Raw genomic sequence first — 21,725 nt, forward strand, 5'->3', positions numbered from 1 at the left:
TTTCTGCTCTAAGAACACAGACGGAACGTTGGGCCGAATGGGTCCGAGCAGCGCCAGAGAAAACCTTTTCAGGGGCACCTGCCTGCGTCGAACGGGGGTCTTCCGCAAGTCCGCCAAAAGGAACGGCTTGCATGGCAGGGCAATTGGCCCTTTACATTGGCGGCGACCTGACCGTGACGAACCATGGCGGGATCAACAAGGGCATGGACAGGTATGCGGGACACTGAATTTCTTACATCTCTCTTTGATGCAGCGGTACAGGCTGCTGATCCTCTGAAGGCGCTCGCCGGACATATGCCCGACCCACCCAAAGGACGCACTGTCGTCATCGGCGCAGGCAAAGGCGCGGCGCAACTTGCCCGCGCTTTCGAAACACTTTGGCCCGGTCCGGTGTCGGGCACCGTCGTAACGCGGTATGGCTATGGCAGCAAATGTGACCGGATCAAGGTGTTGGAAGCCGCCCATCCCGTACCGGACGATGCCGGGTTGCAGGCAAGCGAAGCCCTGATGCAAGAAGTGGCGGATCTGGGTCCTGACGATTTGGTCGTGGCCCTGATCTGCGGCGGCGGTTCGTCCTTGCTGCCTTGTCCTCCGGACGGACTTTCGCTTGAGGATGAGCAGGCGCTGAACGCCGCGCTGTTGGCATCGGGCGCACCGATCTCGGCCATGAACGCCATCCGCAAACATGTCAGCGGGCTGAAAGGGGGGCGGTTGGCCGCGATGGCCCATCCAGCGCGCGTGGTTTCACTCGTGGTGTCGGATGTACCCGGCGATGATCCGGCGCAGGTGGCGTCTGGCCCCACGGTTCCGGACGCGGTCAGCAGACAGGACGCTCTGAACCTGATCGCCGACCACCACATCGAGCTTCCCGACAGTATCCTGAATCACATTCGCAACCCGGCCGCCGACGCGCCTTTGCCAGATGATCCGCGTTTCACTCGGAACGAGGTTCATGTGATCGCATCCGCAGGAATTTCGCTGGATGCTGCCGCCCAGGCGGCAGAGGCGCAAGGCGTTCCCGCCGTTATCCTGTCCGATGCTATCGAAGGCGAAGCGCGCGATGTTGGGCGGGTCCATGCCGCGATCGCGCGCGAAGTCGCCAATCGAAACCGGCCATTTGAAAAACCGGTGGTCATCCTGTCCGGAGGCGAAACAACGGTCACATTGCGCGGCAAAGGTCGCGGTGGGCGAAATACCGAGTTTTTGCTGGCTCTCGCGCTGGAACTGGACGGAACCACCGGCATTTCCGCGCTAGCAGCTGACACAGACGGCATTGACGGATCGGAAGACAATGCTGGGGCTTTTGCCGACGGAACCAGTTGCGCCCGCATGCGTGCTGCCGGGCGTAACCCAGCCGCCGATCTGGCCGGGAATGACGCGTTTTCTGCGTTCGAGTCGGTCGGAGATTTGTTCTCGCCCGGTCCGACCGGGACAAACGTAAACGATTTCCGTGCGATTCTGGTTCGCTGAGACCTCGGACGTACCTCCGATCTGAACGCCGGCTTTGACTGCCAGCCCCGCGGTCGGCAGCCAAACAAGGCCAATCCCGCACTCGTGCATCAAGCGTTATTGACAAAACACCTGTAATTGTGATTGTTAGCGGTAACAGCACCGAGGTGCCATCATCAGGTGGTGTTCCGGGGCTCTGAACGTGATCCTGCATCGACTATCCTCAAGGGAGGCAAACATGACCGTAAAGGTTGCCATTAACGGATTTGGGCGCATTGGCCGCTGCGTTTTGCGGTCGTTGGTAGAAGCCGGGCGCAACGACATCGCGGTCGTTGCTGTGAACGATCTTGGACCGGTCGAGACCAATGCGCATTTGCTAAAATACGACACCGTCCACGGCGCGTTGAACACCGAGATCAAGGTCGAGGGTGACCAGATGCTTGTCGGTGGGCGCGAAATCCGCGTCAGCGCCGAACGTGACCCGTCCAAGCTGGACTGGGGTGATGTCGATGTTGCCCTGGAATGCACCGGCATCTTTACCAAACGGGATGCAGCTGCTCAGCATCTCGAGAACGGTTCGAAAAAGGTTCTGATCTCGGCACCTGCCAGCGGGGCGGACAAAACCATCGTGTTTGGCGTGAACCACGCAAGCCTGAGCGGTCAGGACGTCATCGTCTCGAACGCAAGCTGCACAACCAACTGCTTGTCGCCGGTCGCCAAGGTGCTTGACGACGCTTTCGGGATCGAGACCGGCTATATGACCACGATCCACTCTTATACCGGCGATCAGCCGACGTTGGACACAATGCACAAGGATTTGTACCGGGCGCGCGCTGCGGCGATGTCGATGATCCCGACCTCGACCGGTGCGGCCCGCGCGGTCGGAGAGGTGCTGCCCCACCTCAAGGGCCGTCTGGATGGATCGGCCATCCGCGTACCAACACCGAACGTATCAGCGGTGGATTTGTGTTTCATGCCCGAGCGCGCGGCGTCGGTTGACGAGGTGAACGCTGCGATCCGCGCTGCTGCCCAAGGCGAAATGAAAGGCGTACTGGCTATTTCTGACGAGCCTCTGGTCTCGTCCGATTTCAACCACAACCCGCATTCGTCGATTTTCGCCACGGAACAGACCCGCCTGACAGATGGCGGCATGATGCGCATCCTCAGCTGGTACGACAACGAATGGGGCTTTTCGAACCGCATGCTGGACACCGCCCACGCGATGGCCGGCGCGAACTAAAGCAAATCGATCAATCAGCTGCGCTCTGCTTCGAGCGCAGCCACTCCTCAAGCTCGCTGATCTGTGTGTCTGACAGGCGCAGCCCCAGCTTGCTGCGCCGCCACAATATGTCGTCGGCCTGACAGACATATTCCTTGTCAATCAACCAGTTGACCTCGCGCTCGGTCAGGGTCGCACCAAAGTCGTGACCCATGTCCTTGATGTCGGCGCAACCGTCGAGGATCAGAAATGCATCGGTTCCATAAGCCTTGATCAGGCGCAATGCCCAGCGTGCATCCAGAAACTGGTGTTTGTCGCGGAGCCTCGAAACAAGATCCGGCACGCCATCGACGGGAAAATCCCCACCCGGCAAAGCAACACCAGCGGTCCAGGGGCCTGATGTGTTCGGCAATTGCGTACCAATTTCCTCCATCGCGCTTTCCGCCAGACGCCGATATGTGGTGATCTTGCCGCCAAAGACGTTCAATGCGGGAGCGCCGCGGCTGGCATCCAGTTTCAACACATAATCCCGCGTCGCCGCCGTCGCGCTGCGCGCGCCGTCATCATACAAGGGACGAACGCCGGAATAGGTCCAGACCACATCGGATTGTACGATCGGCGCTTCGAGATACTGGTTGATGAAGTTGATGAGGTAATCGCGTTCCTGCGGCGTACATTCCGGTGTGATCTCAGCATCCGCATGGTCTGCATCCGTCGTGCCGATCAGTGTGAAATCCGTTTCATAGGGGATTGCAAAGATGATGCGCCCATCGGTGCCCTGAAAGAAATAGCTCTTGTCGTGTTCAAACAGCCGACGCGTGACGATATGGCTGCCGCGCACCAACCGCACGCCTTCAGCGGTGTTGCTTTTCAACGTGCCGCGCAACACCTCGCCCACCCAAGGCCCCGCTGCATTTACCACCATTTTCGCGGTGCGTTTGGTAGTTTCACCGGTTCGGGAGTTCTCTGTCGTCACATGCCACATCCCGTCTTCGACCTCGGCCGAGATACATTTTTCTCTGGTCAAAATTTCTGCGCCCCGCTGCTCTGCGTCGCGGGCATTCAGGACCACAAGCCGTGAATCCTCGACCCAGCAATCCGAGTATTCAAACGCTTTTTCGAAATGCGATTTCAACCGCGCGCCTTCGGCGCTGGATCTAAGGTCTATGCTAGTTGTACCCGGTAAGATCTTCCGTCCGCCCAGATTATCGTACAGGAACAAGCCAAACCGGATCAGCCAGGCGGGGCGTCGCCCTTTCATCCAAGGCATGACAAAGCCCAAAAGACGCGAAGTTGGCGTCGATGAATCAAACCGCATGCTGTTGTGATAGGGCAGCACAAACCGCATTGGCCATGAGATATGGGGCATCGCCTGCAACAGCGTTTCCCGTTCAATCAGCGATTCCCGAACCAACCGAAATTCGAAGTATTCCAAATATCTGAGACCGCCGTGAAACAGTTTGGTCGACGCGCTTGAGGTGGCCGAGGCGATATCGTCCATCTCGACCAGACAGACCTTCAGGCCGCGCCCTGCGGCATCCCGCGCAATACCGCAACCGTTTATTCCGCCGCCAATCACAAGCAGATCATAGGTGTCTGTCATCGTTTCGCCCCTGCGTTTTGCGCCAATTATCGGCGGTAAATTGCAAAAATCGCAAGGAAAAGGAAAGTGTCTATTTTCGTTTCTTTTCGATCTCAATAAGTTCTTGTAAATATTAATATTGTACCGATTTCATCCTGAGAAATGGGCAATATTTATACTATAGATAGGGGAAACGAATGTCCCTGTTTGCGATTCTGTTTGCTTTTACTCTATTGTGCGCGTGTTCGATCCAACGCAGAAACACACTATGGTGCAGACGCTTCGCAAACCCGAAATCATCAACATTGCCCGGCGCGAGGGCAAAGTTACCGTTGACACGCTGGTCGCGCATTTCAACGTCACGCCACAGACCATTCGCCGCGATCTAACGGAACTCGCTGAGGCCGGGCAGTTAGAGCGCGTACATGGCGGGGCGATCCTGCCTTCGAACACGACCAATATCGGTTATGCGGATCGGCGCGAATTGAATCAGGCCGCGAAAGTGGACATTGCGCGGGAATGCGTAAAGCACATCCCAAACGACTGCTCGTTGTTTCTGAATATCGGAACCACGACCGAGGCGGTTGCTGCTGAACTCGGCGGGCACAGTGGTCTGCTTGTGGTGACGAACAATCTGAATATCGCGGTGATCCTATCCAATCATCCCGAAATCGAGGTCGTCGTTGCCGGAGGCAGCCTGCGCACCTCGGATGGCGGGATGGTCGGCGATCTAACGCGGCAGGTGGTCTCGCAATTCCGGTTCGATTACGCCGTGATTGGTTGTTCTGCCCTGCACGAAGAGGGTGATATTCTGGATTTCGATCTGCGCGAAGTTGGGATCAGCAAGGAAATCATCCGTCGCAGTGACAGCGTCTTGCTGGCCGCTGACGCGTCCAAGTTCGATCGCAAAGCGCCTGCTTGCATCGCCTCGGTTGCAGATGTGGACATGTTTGTTACCGACCGCGCGCCTCCGTCGCGATGTTCCGCATTCTGCGCCCAGGCCGGAACCGCGATTTCGATTGCAGCACCGACCCGAGCCCAGCGGGCTTCACCGATCTGAGGATTTGAAGGCGGACGCAAGCGCGTCGCCCATCGCGTTATTGCGGGATGAGCCGCCAGTTTTCATGTTCTTCGAACCCGGTGTCTTGCCGCGCTGACGGGGCGTGTCCGAGCGATTGGGCTTGCCACCATCCTTGCGCATGCTCAACCCGATGCGCTTGCGGGGCACATCAACCTCAACGACGCGAACTTTGACGACCTGCCCGGTCTTAACGACGTCATGCGGGTCCTTGACGAACCGATCGGCCAATTGGCTGACATGCACGAGCCCGTCCTGATGCACCCCGATGTCGACGAAGGCACCAAAGGCCGCCACATTCGTCACGGTTCCTTCCAACATCATACCCGGTTTCAGGTCAGTAATTTCTTCAACCCCATCGGTGAACGTTGCCGTGACGAAGCTTGGCCGAGGATCGCGACCGGGTTTTTCAAGTTCTGCGAATATGTCGCGCACTGTCGGCAAACCGAAAGAGCCATCGACAAACTGCTCCGCCCGCAAGCCACGCAGAGCGCCGTCCTGGCCCATGATCTGGCGGATATCGCGTCCGCAGGCGGCGACAACCCGGCGAGCAACATCATAGGCTTCGGGGTGAACCGAAGACGCGTCCAGCGGCTCGGACCCGTCGCGAATGCGCAGAAATCCGGCGCATTGCTCAAATGCACGCGGCCCCAGGCGGGCGACTTTCATTAAATCCTTGCGTGACGCAAACGCCCCATTGAGATCGCGATGGGACACGATGGCGTCGGCCAGACCCGGCCCCAGACCCGAGACATGGGACAAAAGCGGTGCCGAGGCTGTGTTCAGATCAACGCCGACTGCGTTCACCACGTCCTCGATAACGGCCTCAAGCGACTGCGACAGCCGGTGCTGATCCACATCATGCTGATATTGGCCGACCCCTATGCTCTTGGGCTCGATCTTGACCAGCTCCGCAAGCGGGTCCTGCAACCGGCGCGCAATGGACACCGCGCCCCGCAACGAAACGTCCAGATCGGGAAACTCCCGCGCCGCCAGTTCCGATGCAGAGTAGACAGAGGCCCCCGCCTCGGAGACGACAACCTTGGTCGGGGCTTTCACCGCTTTGGGCAACATCGACAGAGCGTCGCCAACCAATCGCTCGGTTTCACGGCTGGCGGTGCCGTTTCCGATGGCTATCAATTCGATCTTGTGGGTCGAGATGAGGTTAAGGATCGCGGCTTGAGCCCCACGCAGATCGTTCTTCGGTTGAAACGGGTATAACGTTTCCGTCGCAACCAGCTTGCCCGTCGCATCTACTACAGCTGCTTTGACACCTGTGCGAATGCCAGGATCCAGCCCCAGCGTCGGGCGGGCACCTGCGGGAGACGCGAACAACAAATCCTTGAGATTGCGCGCGAAGACCTGAATTGCCTCTTCCTGTGCACGGGCACGAAGATCAGCCATCAGTTCGACCATCATCGACAGTGACAGCTTGACCCGCCAGGTCCAGCCCGCCACCTTGCGCAGCCATGCGTCGCCTGATCCCGTTCCGCGCGTTTCCAGATGGGCCGCCACGATGTTTTCGGCCCGCGCGGCTCCGGTTTCCGGATCCGGTGCGATGTCCAGCGTCACGATCCCCTCTTTCGAGGCTCGAAGCATCGCCAGCGCCCGGTGAGAAGGTACTTTGGACCACAGCTCGGAGTGGTCAAAATAATCGCTGAATTTCGCCCCCTCCTGTTGTTTCCCATCGATCACCTTGGCCGACAACAACGCCTCGCGCTGCATGAACGCCCGCAACTCGCCCAAGAGGCCTGCGTTCTCGGTCAGTCGCTCGGTTATGATGTCGCGCGCTCCGTTCAGCGCGTCCTTGGTCGTGGGCACGGCCTCGGTCACGTAATACTGCGCCAATATCTCAGGGTCAGCGCCCCTGTTTGCCAGAATCGCGTCCGCCAACGGTTCCAGCCCGTTTTCACGCGCGATCATCGCTTTGGTCCGGCGCTTGGGTTTGTAGGGCAGATAGATGTCTTCCAATTGCGCCTTGGTATCGGCACCTGCGATCGATTTCTGCAGGTCCTCGGTGAGCTTGCCTTGGTCCCGGATCGAATTCAGGATCGAGTCGCGCCGCGCCTCAAGCTCGCGCAGATAAACCAACCGATCCGCAAGGACCCTAAGCTGCGTGTCGTCGAGCCCGCCGGTTACCTCTTTGCGATACCTTGCGACGAAGGGCACCGTGGCCCCATCATCCAGCAGCCCGACCGCAGCTTGAACCTGCTCGGCGCGCGCGCTGATTTCCGTGGCGATGGTGCGGGCGATGCGATCCAAGGTGGAACCTCCTGAAATTGAGTTGGGAGAACTTTCTAGCCAGCAGGGTCAGGAAGGGAAAGTAGAATTTGCCCGCACGGAGATGCGTACGGGTAAATCTCATGATTACAACACATTACGAGAGTGCGCCGTGCGAATATCCCCTCTGCACAATTTCTGCACATCCACTGCGTGACCATCTGCACCGTTGTCCGTCAAACAGGCCCTCACAAAAACTTCGGAGCAGAAAATGGGACAGTTTGTTGTACGGGGCATTCCACCCTCGGTTTTGCAGGACAGTTGGTGGCTTGAGACCCCCAAACCAGAGCCAACTGAGGCAGCTGGCACTGCGGGGCGCAACTGGCGGCGGGCCACTGGGCTGTTGGCAGTTCTGATCGCATTGGCCGATGTGCTGATGTTGGGATATGCTCCGGGCATTTCTTTGGCGGTTTTTGCACTTATTCTCGCCGGGGCAGTCTGGTGGTTGTCCGTTCGGCGCACACTGCAGATGGGGCCTGCAATTCTGTTTGGCCTAAGTCTTCTGCCGGTTGTCGAATATGTGCAGGCGCTATCGGTGGCCTTTCTTCTCGGCGGATCAACAGTGGCAATGTGTTGGGCGCTGAAGGGGCGTTGCGAAGCAGCAGCGTTTCGCCGATTCCTGCGACTGTTTCCCATGATAACGATCTGGCAAGCGGTGAACCTGGTGAAACAGGTGCGCCTATCCACCGGGTCCGGGAAGGCAACGCGACACCTTTTACGCGACTGGGGTTTCCCATTGGGTGGGGCGCTGTTGCTTGTTGGCCTCATGATCGCGGCCAACCCGGTTCTGTCGGACTGGCTGGAGAACGTCCTGATGATGGATCTGCGACTGGACCGCATCCTGTTCTGGATTGGCGCGGCGTTCATGATCTGGCCGTTTCTGGCAGTGGCCGTGCAGCCGGGTTTGCTGGCCCCCAAAATGGGGCCTTGGCGCAAAGGCTCAACACCTCGCCTGGGTCTGAATGTACGCTCGGTGGCAAATGCGCTCATTCTGTTCAACTTGCTGCTGGCGCTGCAAACGGTGATGGATGCTGCATTTCTTTGGGGTCACGCTGAACTGCCCGAAGGGATGAGCCATGCGGAATACGCCCATCGTGGCGCTTATCCTTTGCTTGTGACCGCGTTGCTGGCAGGCGCGTTTGCGCTGGCTGCTCGCCCATATCTCGGCGAACGACGCGGGCTGACAGGGTGGATGATGCTGTGGCTGGCTCAAAACGTCTTGCTGGTGGCCTCGTCTTTGATGCGACTGTCCCTTTATGTCGAGGCCTATGGTCTGACATATCTGCGCGTTCACGCCGCCGTCTGGATGGCGCTGGTCGCTTTGGGTCTGTGCCTGACCGGTTGGCAAATTCTGAAGGGGAGATCGAACCAGTGGCTGGTTGTGCGCACAGTGATCCTGGGTCTGGGCGTTCTGTATGCCTGCTGCTTCGTCAACTTTGCTGCGCTGATCGCCCGTTGGAATCTGGACCACCCGACCCGGTTCGATATGTACTATGCTTGTCAGTTGGGATCGATGGCGGCAGCAGAGTTGAGCACGGATCACCATCTCAGGACATGTGCGCAACCTCCGGTCATTCGCAACTGGCGCGAATGGGGGTTTCGCGCTGATCGCGTGATCCGTAGTCTGAACGTTGAACCAAGCCCGGAGAAAGACCATGAAAATTCTCGTCGTGGATGACGACCCGCGACTACGCGAACTGGTCTCGATCACGCTTGAACGTGCGGGGTACAGCGTGATCAGCGCGCGCGACGGGCAAATGGCGCTGAATTGCGCCCTGCGCGAGCGCCCCGAATTCATCGTTCTGGATGTTGGACTACCCGAACTGGACGGGCTTGAGGTGTGCCGACGCATACGCGCGCGCTCGGATGTGCCGATCCTGTTTCTAACCGCCCGCGATGACGAGATTGACCGCATTCTGGGCCTGGAACTTGGCGCAGATGATTATGTGACCAAGCCTTTCAGCCCGCGAGAGCTGGTGGCCCGCATCAAAGCGATCCTGAAACGCAGTACGGCGAGCGCAACCCAAGCCATTCTGCGTCACGGCCCAATGGAGTTGGATGTGCAAAGCCACCTGGTTCGTCTGGACGGCGCGGCCTTGCCGCTGACGGCGACGGAGCTTTCGATTTTGCGGCGGCTCATGCAAACGCCTGAAGCCATCGTCTCGCGCCCTCAGTTGATCGACGCGATCTACGGCACGGGCAGCCAGGTCTCGGACCGTACGTTGGACAGCCACCTGAGAAACCTGCGACGCAAACTGGGCGAGCAGGGGTGGTCCGGGGCGGTCGAAACCGTCCACGGCATCGGTTTGCGGATGGGCGCATGGCCGGGCTGAGGCGTAAGTGGCGCCCCTCGCTGGGCTTCGTTCTGGGCGGAGGGTTGGCAGGCACGCTGGCCCTGTCACTGTTGGGTCTGATCGTGCTGCGCTATCTCGGGCCCGAGATCGGGTTTCGCAATGCAGCGACCATTCTGGCTGTCGGGATCGGTCTGGCGACATGTGGTCTGGGCTATTTGCTGGTCCGGTTGCTACTGCGCCCGATCGCAGCGCTGGCGCGGTATTCGGCCGCGGTACAGCAGGGCCGCGCGGCCGCGCCGCCGGAACATTTCGGCACGCAAGAGCTGTCGCGTCTGGCGGGGTCCGTAATGGAGATGGCAGATACGCTGCAAAGGCGCGAAGCATCGATCCGCAGTTTCGCCGACCACGTAACGCATGAGCTGAAAACCCCTGTCACCGCCATCCAAGCGGCATCCGAGTTGCTTGAGGATGCAGATTTGGCCGAACAGGACCACAAGCTGGTTCAGCAGATTGCAGGCGCCAACACCCAGATGCAAACCCATCTGACCGCGTTGAACCGAGTCGCAGCAGCGCGGGTTCCAGAACATCACGGCAGTACCGATCTGCACAAGCTGTCGCCAGAACTGCGCAAGGTGTTTCCCGATCTGAACCTGGATATTCAGAACGAGGCCCAATGCCTGCCGCTTGCCTCCTCAGGTCTGCGGATCGTGCTGCAGCACCTGCTCGACAATGCCAGACGTCACGGGGCAGGGCGCGTCACACTGATTGCCGAGCCTGGACGTTTGTCGGTCCAGGACGACGGCCCGGGGATTTCCGACGGCAATCGAAACCGCATATTCAACCCGTTCTTCACCACCGCGCGCGAGCAGGGCGGCACAGGCATGGGTCTGACAATCGCGGCAAACCTGCTGAACGCCCATGGGGCGCGGATAACGTTGGAGCCTTCAGAGGCAGGGGCGCGTTTTGAAGTTTTGTTTCCAATAAGTTAAGACTAGTTCTTCACTTGAAATGTTAGCTTCTCGTTACTGCCTATGGATGAGTGGATTCATGCTCAGGAGATTGAATGAAGGTTCGCCTTGCTGCTCTAATCACCGCCTGCGCCGCAACTTTTCTATGGTATGCGGAACCGCTCAAATCCGAGGACTTGGCCGGTATCTGTGTCAGTTCTAAGAAACCACGATCCGAGGTGATAAATGCGTGCTCGAATTTGATTGCAGCTGGGGATATGACGGCTGAATATCGCCATCTGTTTCTGACCAAACGGGCGTTAGCTTACAAATCCGAACATAGGCTGGTTGAGGCAAAACAAGACACTGATCTGGCGTTGGAACTGCAGCCGCGCAACTACAAAACTTGGATTTTGCGAGCGCAACTCCACGAGGCGGATGGCGAGCATGAACTTGCGATTGCTGACTATGACAGAGCAGTGGATATCGCCCCGGAAACCTCATTCACCCATTGGAAGCGCGCGCGATACTTGGATCAGCAGGGCAGGGACGAAGTCGCGTTCCAAGGATACTTGCGAGTGCTGGAACTGGATCCGGACGCAGACCATGCCGCAGAGAAAATTATTGGAATTTATCTAGACGAAAGAGATCACGAGAAAGCACTCACGGCAGCAACAAGCGCTGCGGAACGGTGGCCCGAGAAGGCTTGGGTTCATGGGAAATTAGCGAGAGTTCATGTCGTTCACACCAAGAATGCGCCGCAAGCTTTGAGTTCTCTAGCGCGGATGCAGGAAATTTCCCCAAACACGAAGGTGGACATTCTAAGCCGCGCACTTGTGCATTTGCAGATTGGAGACGAGAGCGAAGGCATCAGACTCGTCGATGTTTTTTTACGTAACGCTCAAAGTCAACGGGTTTCAGAATTGGATTTTCTCAAGCGTTTGGCACGACATATTTGGACAAAGGAAAACCAAACGCTGGAGAGTGAACATCGTGGGCGTGCCTTTATATATGAGTTCATGGGGCGCCGAGATCTCGCGCGCACTGAATATCATAGCTTGTTTGAAAAAACGGGACTGAACGGCGAGAACGTGATGGAGAGGATATTGTTCAAGAATGGCCTAAGTACTGACGTAGCAGCTAATTCTTCAGGTTCAAACAGATTGGATCTGCTATTGGACCGATACATGGACCACGATCACGACAAACTGGAATGGCTTTCTCAAAGTAAATAGGAGCGTTCATCTGGCGGGGCATCAATCTGAAAATGCATCGCTGTGCGCACCCCCGTGTCAATTTGCGCCGCTAAACAAGATTGATCCCAAGCCAATCCTCATTTAAGGGAGGCCCTGTCAAATCAGAGTCTCCCGTGGGGCATCGTTGCTCCGTTACGGCTCGGTGCCTGTTTCAGTTCGGCACACACTCTTGGATCGCACGCCCCGAAAGGCTTAAAAAAGGTAAGGGAATATGGCAGAAAAATCGAACTTCGATATATTGTATACCATTGTAGACGAAGCGCCGGAGCTGGCCAGCGCGTCGTTCCTGCCCATCATCCGCAAATTCGCCTCGGCTGCGGGCGTCAGCGTTGGAACCAAGGATATTTCTCTGGCGGGCCGCATTCTGGCGACCTTCCCGGAAAACCTGACCGACGAACAACGCATCAGTGACGATCTGGCCGCTTTGGGTGAGCTGGTTAAGACGCCCGATGCCAATGTGATCAAGCTGCCGAATATCTCGGCTTCGGTCCCGCAGTTGGTGGCGGCCATCGAGGAACTGCAAGCGCAGGGTTACGATATTCCGGCCTATCCCGAAGAACCTGCGACCGAAGACGAAAAAGCGATCCGTGCGCGGTATGATGCGATCAAAGGTTCGGCTGTGAACCCGGTTCTGCGCGAAGGCAACAGCGACCGTCGTGCGGCGCGCGCGGTCAAGAACTATGCCCAGAAGAACCCGCATTCGATGGGTGAATGGTCCACCGACAGCAAAACCAAAGTCTCGTCCATGTCGGGCGACGACTTTTACGCCAATGAGAAATCCGCAACCATCACCGCCGCGCAGGCAGGCGATGCCAAGATCGAATTTGTTGGCAAAGATGGCAGCGTCACTGTTCTGAAAGATGGCTGGCCACTGGCAGAAGGCACCGTGACTGACGCGACTTTCATGTCGGTCAAGGCGTTGTCGTCGTTCCTGGCCGATGCCATTGAGGACACCAAAAGTGACGGCACCATGTTCTCGCTGCACCTGAAAGCAACGATGATGAAGGTCAGCGACCCGATCATCTTCGGCTATGCGGTCAAAGCGTGGCTGGCCCCGGTGTTCGAAAAATTCGGCGCCGAGTTGGATGCGCTGGGTGTAAACCCGAATTCGGGCCTGGGTGACCTGCTCGAGCGGGTTCAGGGCAACGCTGATATTGTTGCCGCCATCGACGCAATCAAAGGCGATCGTCCGTCCATGTATATGGTCGACTCGGACCGGGGTATCACCAACCTGCACGTGCCGTCGGATGTGATTATCGACGCATCGATGCCTGCCGTGATCCGCGCGGGTGGCAAGGGTTGGGACGAATCCGGTGCCAAGGGCGATACCAATTGTGTAATCCCCGACCGTTGTTATGCCCCCGTCTACGACGAAGCGGTCAACTTCTTCAAAGCCAATGGCGCGCTGGACCCGGCAACCGCCGGTGCGGTCGCCAATGTGGGCCTGATGGCGCAGAAGGCCGAGGAGTACGGCTCGCATCCAACCACATTCCAGGCGCCTGCCGACGGTACCATCCGCATCGTTTTGGCCAACGGTGACGTGCTGCACGAGCACGAAGTTGAAAAGGACGATATCTGGCGCGCCTGCACGGTCAAGAAAGCACCAATTGAGAATTGGATCCAACTGGCAATGGACCGTCAGCGTCTGACCGGGTCCGAGGCGATCTTCTGGCTGGACGCAAATCGCGCACACGATGCCGAGTTAATCCAATATGTGAAGCTCGCGCTGGAAGCCGCTGGTGTGGCTAACAAATTCTTGATCATGGCGCCGCGTGAAGCGACTCGGCAATCGCTGGAAACGATCACGGCGGGCAAGGACAGCATTGCGATTACCGGCAACGTTTTGCGCGACTATCTGACCGATCTGTTCCCGATCCTCGAACTCGGCACCTCGGCCAAGATGCTGTCCATCGTCAAGCTGATGAATGGCGGCGGTCTGTTTGAAACAGGGGCGGGGGGCTCGGCCCCGAAACACGTGCAGCAGCTTGTCGAGGAAAACCATCTGCGTTGGGACTCGATGGGCGAGTTCTGTGCGCTGGGAGAGTCGCTGAACTTCCTGGCCGACAGCAAGGGCAACGCCAAGGCAGGCGTCCTGGGCGAAGCCGCCGAAGCCGCAACGCAGGGAATTCTGGACAACAACCGCTCGCCAAGCCGCAAGGTCGGGCAGCCTGACAACCGCGACAGCCATTATTGGTTCGCACGTTACTGGGCAGATGCACTGGCCGCGCAATCAGAGGATACCGAGCTCGCATCGGTATTTGCGCCCGTTGCCAAAGACCTGGCCGACAAGGAAGAACAGATCCTGTCCGAGTTGGCGGCCGCGCAAGGTGCACCTGCGGACTTGGGTGGCTACTACCACACTGATCCGGCAAAGGCTGCGGCTGTGATGCGCCCCAGCGCGACGCTGAACGCGATCATCGATTGATTTGTCGGCTTCGGGGCTTTGGCCCCTGCGCGAAATCAAAGTCGGCCTCTTGCGGCCGACTTTTTTTGTTGCTGCCAATAAGAAAAGGGCCGGCCCCCATAGCCAGCCCTTTCTGAGTGAGTGGTGGGGCCAATGCCCACCGGTGAAGTTAAGTTAATCCTACTTAATTGGATCATTCTGGATATTAGGGGATTCCCGTAGGCAGCCCGAAATTACGATCATAAACCAAATTTCTTTTTGCTTATGTTCGCGCATAAGGATTCATAAGCGGGTCCGCGTTTCGTGTTTGCGCGATTCGATACGGCTGAAGCCTGGCCAAAAAAAGAGGCCGGTCCTAAGACCAGCCCCAAGTAAAGCGTAAACCGAGGGATCAGTTTGACGCTGCGTTCAGCTTTTGGTTCTGCTCGCGCAGGGTGTCCGAAATGATCGCATACCACTCGCCGGACTCGCGCATCTCGTTGAGGCCCTTGTTCATCATCGCGATGTATTCACGCGCGAATGGGTTGGTGCGATGGGCAAGGAAGCTCATGGAGGACAGAGTGGACACATATGGGTTCTCCACGATGTCAGCCGAGGTCAAACCCATGTCCTTCATTGTCGAAGCAAACAGGTCGACTTCGAATGCAGCCACGTCCGCCGTTCCGGTCAATACGGCGTCAAGACATTCGCGGGCCGAATTGGGTTGGACCACGGTTGTGTTTTCGCGGTTCAGCCCTTGTTCTTCCAGGACCACCATGCTCCAGCCTGCCATGCGGCAAACGGTCGAGCCCTCAAGGTCGGAGAAATCTGTCGCGCTTGCATATTCGCTTTCAGGCAGCGTGAAAAAGCCGCCGACGATGTCGTATACTGGAACCGAAGCAACGAACTGCGTGCAGCGGGCTTCGGTTTCTGCCGACCACTCGTAAGAGCGGTTGGTACAATCCGGAACGGTCCAGGCAATCGAGATGTCGAACGCACCGAGCGGCAACAGCGTGTCAAGATGCGAGCTCCAGTCATCGACGAAGCTGACCGAGTAGTCACGGCTGTTACCGGCACGCTGAAGGCTGGTTGTCGCAAGACGGGTCATGATGCCGCCACCGTTCAGCGATTCCGTGGTGAAGGGCTCCCATCCGTTGCCGGCAACCATCTTGATCGGCGGCGCATAGACATTCGAGCGCTTTACACTGGCTGCGCGCTTTTCTTCAGCGGCGATGAGGTCCTGCGCAGATTGGCCATTCGGCAGGCTGCCATCCTCACAGGGCAGCGCAAGAACCAATCCGGGCTCAAGAGCGTTTGGATTGGAAATTATGTTCCTGTTTGCGTTGAAGATCGGCTGATAGTTCGACGTTCCGTATGCCGCGATTGCGATGGTCGCCATCGTGTCGCCATCCGTGACGGTATAATTCGAACAAGCCTCCTGCGCGGCGGCGGCTCCGGCACTCAGGGTGGTGACGGCGGTCGCCGACATCAAAGCTTTCTTAAGGTTAAATTCCAACATGTCCACTTCCTCCAGACGTTTGTTTTGTCAGGCCGGTTCGGGCCTTAGCCATTTTCCATTTGATGACGCAAAGCGGTTGACACGATGTCGCGCCATTCGCCTGATTGCTGCATGATTGCCAGTCCCTGGTTCAGCGTCTCAAGGATCGCTTCCCCATCAGGATTGTCTTTGTGGGTCATAATGTTAAGCGACTTGATCGCCGCCAGGTTCGGGTTTTCAACAAGCTGATGTTCGTACCCAAGCCGGTCAATCGCCTCGACCGCCAAATGGGCTTCGATGGCGACAATATCGGCGTCGCCCTGCATGACCGCATGGAAACAATCGTCAGGCGAAACCGGCCGCATCAGTGTAATGACCGGCTCATACAGGCTGACCGCGTCCATGTGTGACAAGGACCACCCCTCGGGGCGGCAGATCGTTGCATCTGCGAAATCTGCGTAAGACAGCGCTTCTTCATAGCCCGACCCGGAACGCGCAAAGAACGTATCTACAACCTCGTAGAACGGGTTCGAGAAATCATAGGTCTCGCACCGGTTGCGATCGCTTTCCGACAAGGCCTCGGCCTCTTCGCAATTGGGGCGCGACCAGGGGAATGTTCCGTCAAACGCTAGGGTCGGCATCAGCAGATCCAGATGCGACGACCAGTCGTTTACGAACTGGATCTTGTAGGCCTGTTCCGGCGCGGCGCGCAGCAAGGCCGTTTCGACGAGGTTGGTGTAAAGACCACGATGGGGCAGGGCCTCATCAGTGAAGGGGGCGTAGTTACCGCCGGTGATCAGCAGCAATTGACGGTCGCGGATTTCCGGGCGCTCACCCTCGCGCGAGTTCTGTATCAGCGCGGCGGCCTCAGCGCGGGCTGCTTCGATCTCTTCGCGCGCGGCATTGCGCGCTTCGGCAACAGAACCTTCATTGGCCTGCTGGGCTTTGGCCTCGGCTGCGGCGACCCGAGATTCAGCCTCGGCAATTGCCTTTTCTGACCGTTCTTCCGCAGCCTTTACCAGCTCGGCGGCCATTTCCACAGCCATCCGTTCCGCTTCGGTTTGCGGCTCGAACGCAACCCGACCCACATCTTCCAGACAGGGCAGGGTCAGCGTGTCACCCACGCGGATGATATTGGGGTTCGAGCCGATGACGTCGCGGTTGGCATCAAAAATAATCCGATAGTCTTCGGTCGCATAAACCTCTAACGCCAGCTCGCGCAGGCTATCGCCGCGCTGAATTTCATAGGTCGAGCACGCCTCTTGTGCCGAAGCCGCTCCTGCGACGGCGGCCAGAGCCAGGCTGGATATGATCAGTTGGTTTCTCATGTTTCCCTGTTTCACTGCCTTGTTTAAAGTCCTGCCGGTTTCACCACGGCGATCGATATATTGTCCTGGTCGGGATGATCCCTGGCTTGCAATGCCTGCAAAAGCGCGTCCGCAATGTCGCGTGCAGGTGCCTCTGCGTTGACACGGATTAAGGCCTCGATCTCGCGGTCGCTGAGATACTGCAGCCCGTCGCTGCCAAGTATCAGGATATCCGAGCCATCCAGCGCAAGCGGCAGTTCAGGGCAGTCAACCTTGGGGATCGCCGCTCCCATGATGACCGAAGTCAACTGATTGCGGTCCGGATGCGTCCGCGCTTGATCTAAGGTCAGGGTCCCCTCGGCCACCTGCGCATCAATCAGCGGCGCCATGGAATGATCTTCGTTAATCTGGGCCAGCGCGCCTTCGCGATACAGGTAGAGCGGGCTGTCCCCGATCGAAATCCAGAATACCCGGTGACCCAACATCAGAAGGCCCAGCAGAGTGGCCCCAAGTTTGACGTCGTGAACGTCACCATGACCACCCACGGCCGCGTTGGCCTGCATCGCGGCCATGGGCAGGGCGTCGAGCAGATCGCCCTCGGTCAGGTCAGGTCCCTCCAGTTGACCATCCATCATGTCGCGCCAGGCCGACACCACAAGGTCCGAGGCGATTTCACCTGCCTCATGCCCGCCCATGCCATCGGCAACCACGACATATCCCGCGCCAGACGAGTCAAAAACCCGCGCGGAAATCGCGTCTTCCTGCGTATCGCGCCGACCCTGGTCCAGGATCAGAGCGATGTCATATGCAGGCGTCGCCAGCATCAATCGGCATCCCGCCAGTCAAAACCCTCGTCACAGAAGGCCATAAAGCGGATCGATGTTTCGCTGATACGGATCAGATCCCCGCTTGAAAGCGGAACGGTGCTGAGAACCGGCTTGCCGTTCAGACGCACCAGATTGGCCTTGCCGCCATGACCCAGATAGCATTTGCGGTCTTCCGGGTCATAAGCAATCACGGCGTGGTTGCTGCGCGAAATTCCGGTATCGCCGAAGTCAAGCTGGATCGCCTGATCGTCGTTTCGGCCAATCTGCATCAGACCTTCGGTCAGCGTAATGCTGGAACCACGGCCCGGGCCGTTGGTCACGACCAACCAGCCGACAGGAAAGCTCTGCTGCGCCGCCTCGGTCTTGGCAACAGGTTCCGACGTCTCGATCAAGTCCTGAACATGCGTATCGGCGCGCTCGAACCCCAGGAAGGTTGTCTTTACCCGACCGCGGCGATCTTCAGCCTGCGCAGGCGCGGATGCCTCGGGTTCCGCATCAGACGCCGGTTCAACAACAGCCACGGGCTGGGGTGCCGGTTCCTCGGCCATAAGTTGCGGCGCCGGTTCCTCGGCGACGGGTTCTGGTGCGGTTATCGCTTCCGGCTCGGCCACGATTTCGGGCTCGGCAACAGGCTGGGGCTGGGCGATGGTCTCCGGTTCCTCAGCAGTTTCAGGCTCGGAGATCGGTTCGGGGGCCACGGCGGGCTCGACCATTTCCTCTGCTTCGACTGTTACCTCATCTGTGACAGCGGCCAGCACATCCTGTTCGGTGTCCACCGCGTCAGCTGGTGTCAGATGCAGCGTTACGATCTGGTCTTCTTCAGTGTCAGATGCGCCGGTATCCGAAGAGTCTTCGGCGGGTTCGTCAAGCTCCGCTTCGGCGTTGCCCTCAAATTCGGGCATCTGCTCTTGCGGCATCAGATCGTCCGTTTCCTCGTAGCTCTCGGAGGTCATGTTACCCCCGGCCAGTGCGGCGCGGAGAGCGTTGAAGTCTGCAATTGGCTCAGGCTGTTCCGGCTGTACTTCCACCACGTCTTCGGTTTCGGCGGTTTCGTCTTTGGCTTTGCCGGCACCTTCTAGAAGCCGGCTCAGAGGGCTTTTGTATTTGAACATGGTGTCGACACCTTTTTCATTCTATAGCGGGTCACGTCCCGCAGGTCTGCCAAGGATCACCGCGCGTGAACCACGGTGAGACTGATGAAGGGAAACAGGTTTACTCTTACTTTCCGCGACGGTCCGGTCCCCGTCGGGTGGCTGAACTACTTCGCCACTCTCAGCACATACTCGCTGGCGGATTTCACACGATCCGGTTTCAATTACTCCTGCGCCAATTGCATGATCACATTCGTTTCCGAGCCATTGCGCAGGACCGTCAACTTCGCTTCGGATTGGGGTTCGGCGACAAGGTCGGCCAACGCCGCGTCCAGGCTTTCCGGGCCGTCAATCGCAGTTCCGGTATTAACCTCGCGCACCAAAACATCTCCGGGGCGCAAATCGCCTGGGTTGTCCTGCGGAACAGTGGCCACGACGGTCTGCCAACCGGTCTCATTCGCGTTGTGAATGTCAAATGTCAGCCCGTTTTCAAGCCCAACCATGCGGTGCGCAGGCAATGCCAGTAGTCCATTTTGTGCCCGGGTTTCTCCCAAAGTCCGATAGCGTGCGGCAGCGCGGATATAGCCGTCCGGATCAACGGAGAATTCATTCAGGATGTGCGCAGCAAAAGACAGATCCGCGCGAACGGGTTCACCGTTGAGCGTAAAGATGGTGGTGCCACGCTGAACCCAGTCGCCCACGACCGACATATCCTGACCCGCATCGACATCTGTTACCGCAAAGATGTTTCCGGTCGACGCGCGACGACGCGCAATCGTGAACGGAATTTCCACATCCCAATGGGCGAAAGACACCTGGTTTTGTGCCAGATCAATGGCCACCGAAGGTTCAGGGGCGACGACTTCGGGCTGCACCTCGGCGCTGATATCCTCGACCGGTGTCTCCGCAACGGCCAGTTCCTCTTCCGCCGGTGTGACGACATCGCTGTCGGCAGCAACTTCGGGTTCCGTGATTTCAGCGGTTGTCTGCTCGACAGGTTGGTCTTGAGCCACCTCTGTCACGGGTGCCACAGCAGTTTCGGCCTGTTCCGGCTCTGCCTCTGCTACGGCGATCTGCTCGACGGGTTCCGGTTCCACGCCTGCTGCAACCGGTGTCGCTTCGGGCGCTGATTTCTCGCCCGACATCACAAAATATGCACCCCCGGCCAATGCGGCCAGGACCACGCCCAACACGGCGATCATCTTGCCGCCACCGCCCGAGTCGCTTTTCACAACCGTATCGACGGCGGTTGCAGCTTCGGCCTTGGGTGCGAACTTGGCCAGTTGTTCGTCGGTTTTTTCTTCATTTCCCAACGCAAGATCAGCATTCCCGGCCAGCAGCGCGGTCACAACCGCCTCGGCGTTTTCGGTTTCGGCCTTGATACGCTCTTTCTCGGCCTGCTGGTCCTTGCGATCCATTCCGACGATGACCGACACCGGACGATAGGCAAAGGTGTCGAACATGACATCGGGACCGCGGAACATGCGCAGCCAATCCAGCGCCGATTGCAAGCGGTCAGTGGCATGCACTTCCATTGCCTTGTCGATCGCTTCCAAAAAGCCTTCGGGATAGCCTTCGAAACGCCCGGCAAGCGGCGTGAAAGGATCAGGCTGCCCGTTGTTGAACGCGTTCAGTCGGGTCTGACCGTCGATCGGACGCTCGCCGCTGATGGCGTGGTAGAGCGTTGCGGCAAGAACATAGAGATCGCTGCTGGGACCCTGTTCTGCGCCACGCACATAGAATTCATGCGGTGAATACCCATCCTTGATCACCCGCAGCGTCAACAGAGCAGCCGACTTGTGGGCGGCCTGTTCACGGGCGGCACCAAAGTCAATCAGGATCGGCTCGCCGTTATTGTCGATCAGAATGTTGTCGGGCGAGATATCGCGATGCAGCATCCCGCTTTGATGAATGAAGGACACCGCTGACAGCATCTTTTCGGTGACCTGAACCATAAAGTCAGGGCCGCTTTCGTTTTCCGGGTTCTCAACATAATCCAGCAGGTCGCAGCCACGGATCAGGTCCATCGCGATGTAGGCTGTGTTGTTGTCTTCGAACACTTGATGCACGTCGACGATATTGGGATGTACCAGCCGCGCGTGGTTGCGCGCCTCCTGAATGAACAGGTCAATAATCGCGCGCAGGTCATCTTTGTGATCAGGATTGGCCGCTTCGACCAGATCTCCGTTGCGTTGGCACAATGCGCCCGGATAGCACTCTTTGATCACCACATCCCGGTCCAGGCTGTCACGCGCCAGATAGGTGATCCCAAAGCCGCCATTGCTGAGAAAACGGAGGATCTCGTACTGGCCGCGCAATAATTTCGCGCCCGGTTGCAGACCTTCGAGTTGTGGTTCGTCGTGCGTTGCGCCGACCGCCTGGTTGTGGCTCATTTCTTCCCGCCCATTCTTTACGTTTTGCGGCAACATAAACCGGGCAAGGTGCCCGCGAACTCACAACCAAACACAACCGCAGTACACTTAAGAACGGTTAGACGGTTCAAATTTGACTTTA

15 protein-coding genes are annotated in these 21,725 nt (G+C 58.1%); 8 read left to right on the forward strand and 7 right to left on the reverse strand.

Features of this window, described 5'->3' with window-relative positions:
* The first annotated feature begins 213 nt into the window (after positions 1-213).
* Together ACR0JA_RS10520 and gap are read left to right on the forward strand one after the other, a co-directional pair.
* Positions 214-1,470, forward strand: coding sequence for a glycerate kinase type-2 family protein (locus tag ACR0JA_RS10520; protein ID WP_480573832.1), 1,257 nt, complete (start codon positions 214-216; stop codon positions 1,468-1,470).
* A 217-nt stretch (positions 1,471-1,687) separates the two neighbouring features.
* Positions 1,688-2,689, forward strand: coding sequence for a type I glyceraldehyde-3-phosphate dehydrogenase (gene gap / locus ACR0JA_RS10525; RefSeq protein WP_480573835.1), 1,002 nt, complete (start codon positions 1,688-1,690; stop codon positions 2,687-2,689).
* 10 nt (positions 2,690-2,699) lie between these two features.
* On the opposite strand, the gene glpD is transcribed toward gap, so the two are convergent.
* On the reverse strand, positions 2,700-4,271 hold the full coding sequence (gene glpD, locus ACR0JA_RS10530) for a glycerol-3-phosphate dehydrogenase (RefSeq protein ID WP_480573838.1): 1,572 nt from the start codon (positions 4,269-4,271) through the stop codon (positions 2,700-2,702).
* A 247-nt stretch (positions 4,272-4,518) separates the two neighbouring features.
* Between glpD and ACR0JA_RS10535 the strand changes: the two genes are divergently transcribed.
* Positions 4,519-5,310 carry a DeoR/GlpR family DNA-binding transcription regulator gene (locus ACR0JA_RS10535; protein WP_480573842.1) on the forward strand — a complete coding sequence of 264 codons (792 nt, stop codon included), beginning with the start codon at positions 4,519-4,521 and terminating at the stop codon, positions 5,308-5,310.
* Here the strand turns inward: ACR0JA_RS10535 and ACR0JA_RS10540 are convergent.
* Entirely contained in the window at positions 5,299-7,590 is a 2,292-nt protein-coding gene (locus tag ACR0JA_RS10540; RefSeq protein WP_480573845.1) for a Tex family protein, read from the reverse strand. The two genes, ACR0JA_RS10535 and ACR0JA_RS10540, sit on opposite strands and share 12 nt — an antisense overlap.
* Positions 7,591-7,819: 229 nt before the next feature.
* On the opposite strand from ACR0JA_RS10540, the gene ACR0JA_RS10545 reads away from it, so the two are divergent.
* The 5 genes from ACR0JA_RS10545 to ACR0JA_RS10565 all read left to right on the forward strand — a co-directional run bounded on the left by ACR0JA_RS10545 (position 7,820) and on the right by ACR0JA_RS10565 (position 14,530).
* Positions 7,820-9,286, forward strand: a complete 1,467-nt coding sequence (locus tag ACR0JA_RS10545) for a DUF4153 domain-containing protein (RefSeq protein ID WP_480573848.1) — start codon at positions 7,820-7,822, stop codon at positions 9,284-9,286.
* Positions 9,264-9,941: a response regulator transcription factor gene (locus ACR0JA_RS10550; RefSeq protein ID WP_480573851.1), complete on the forward strand. Its 678-nt coding sequence runs from the start codon at positions 9,264-9,266 to the stop codon at positions 9,939-9,941. Before ACR0JA_RS10545 ends, ACR0JA_RS10550 begins: the two co-directional genes overlap by 23 nt.
* Complete coding sequence (locus tag ACR0JA_RS10555; RefSeq protein WP_480573854.1) at positions 9,929-10,891, forward strand: sensor histidine kinase; 963 nt, start codon at positions 9,929-9,931, stop codon at positions 10,889-10,891. The genes ACR0JA_RS10550 and ACR0JA_RS10555 overlap by 13 nt, the downstream gene beginning before the upstream one ends.
* A 74-nt stretch (positions 10,892-10,965) precedes the next feature.
* Positions 10,966-12,084 carry a tetratricopeptide repeat protein gene (locus tag ACR0JA_RS10560; RefSeq protein ID WP_480573857.1) on the forward strand — a complete coding sequence of 373 codons (1,119 nt, stop codon included), beginning with the start codon at positions 10,966-10,968 and terminating at the stop codon, positions 12,082-12,084.
* A gap of 232 nt (positions 12,085-12,316) precedes the next feature.
* The gene (locus ACR0JA_RS10565) at positions 12,317-14,530 is read left to right on the forward strand and encodes an NADP-dependent isocitrate dehydrogenase (RefSeq protein ID WP_480573860.1); all 2,214 of its coding nucleotides are present in this window, start codon (positions 12,317-12,319) and stop codon (positions 14,528-14,530) included.
* Between the two features lie 370 nt (positions 14,531-14,900).
* Here the strand turns inward: ACR0JA_RS10565 and ACR0JA_RS10570 are convergent, their stop codons facing one another.
* From ACR0JA_RS10570 to ACR0JA_RS10590, 5 genes are all read right to left on the reverse strand, one after another.
* Complete coding sequence (locus tag ACR0JA_RS10570; protein ID WP_480573863.1) at positions 14,901-16,007, reverse strand: peptidoglycan-binding protein LysM; 1,107 nt, start codon at positions 16,005-16,007, stop codon at positions 14,901-14,903.
* Positions 16,008-16,051: 44 nt separating this feature from the next.
* On the reverse strand, positions 16,052-17,314 hold the full coding sequence (locus ACR0JA_RS10575) for a substrate-binding periplasmic protein (protein WP_480573866.1): 1,263 nt from the start codon (positions 17,312-17,314) through the stop codon (positions 16,052-16,054).
* 23 nt (positions 17,315-17,337) lie between these two features.
* Positions 17,338-18,117, reverse strand: a complete 780-nt coding sequence (locus ACR0JA_RS10580) for a PP2C family protein-serine/threonine phosphatase (protein WP_480573869.1) — start codon at positions 18,115-18,117, stop codon at positions 17,338-17,340.
* The gene (locus ACR0JA_RS10585) at positions 18,117-19,232 is read right to left on the reverse strand and encodes an FHA domain-containing protein (RefSeq protein WP_480573872.1); all 1,116 of its coding nucleotides are present in this window, start codon (positions 19,230-19,232) and stop codon (positions 18,117-18,119) included. Before ACR0JA_RS10585 ends, ACR0JA_RS10580 begins: the two co-directional genes overlap by 1 nt.
* Before the next feature lie 203 nt (positions 19,233-19,435).
* Positions 19,436-21,604 (reverse strand): protein kinase domain-containing protein, encoded by a 2,169-nt coding sequence (locus ACR0JA_RS10590; RefSeq protein WP_480573875.1) that lies wholly within the window; start codon positions 21,602-21,604, stop codon positions 19,436-19,438.
* Positions 21,605-21,725 lie beyond the last annotated feature (121 nt).

Source organism: Ruegeria sp. AM4 (genome assembly GCF_056540665.1).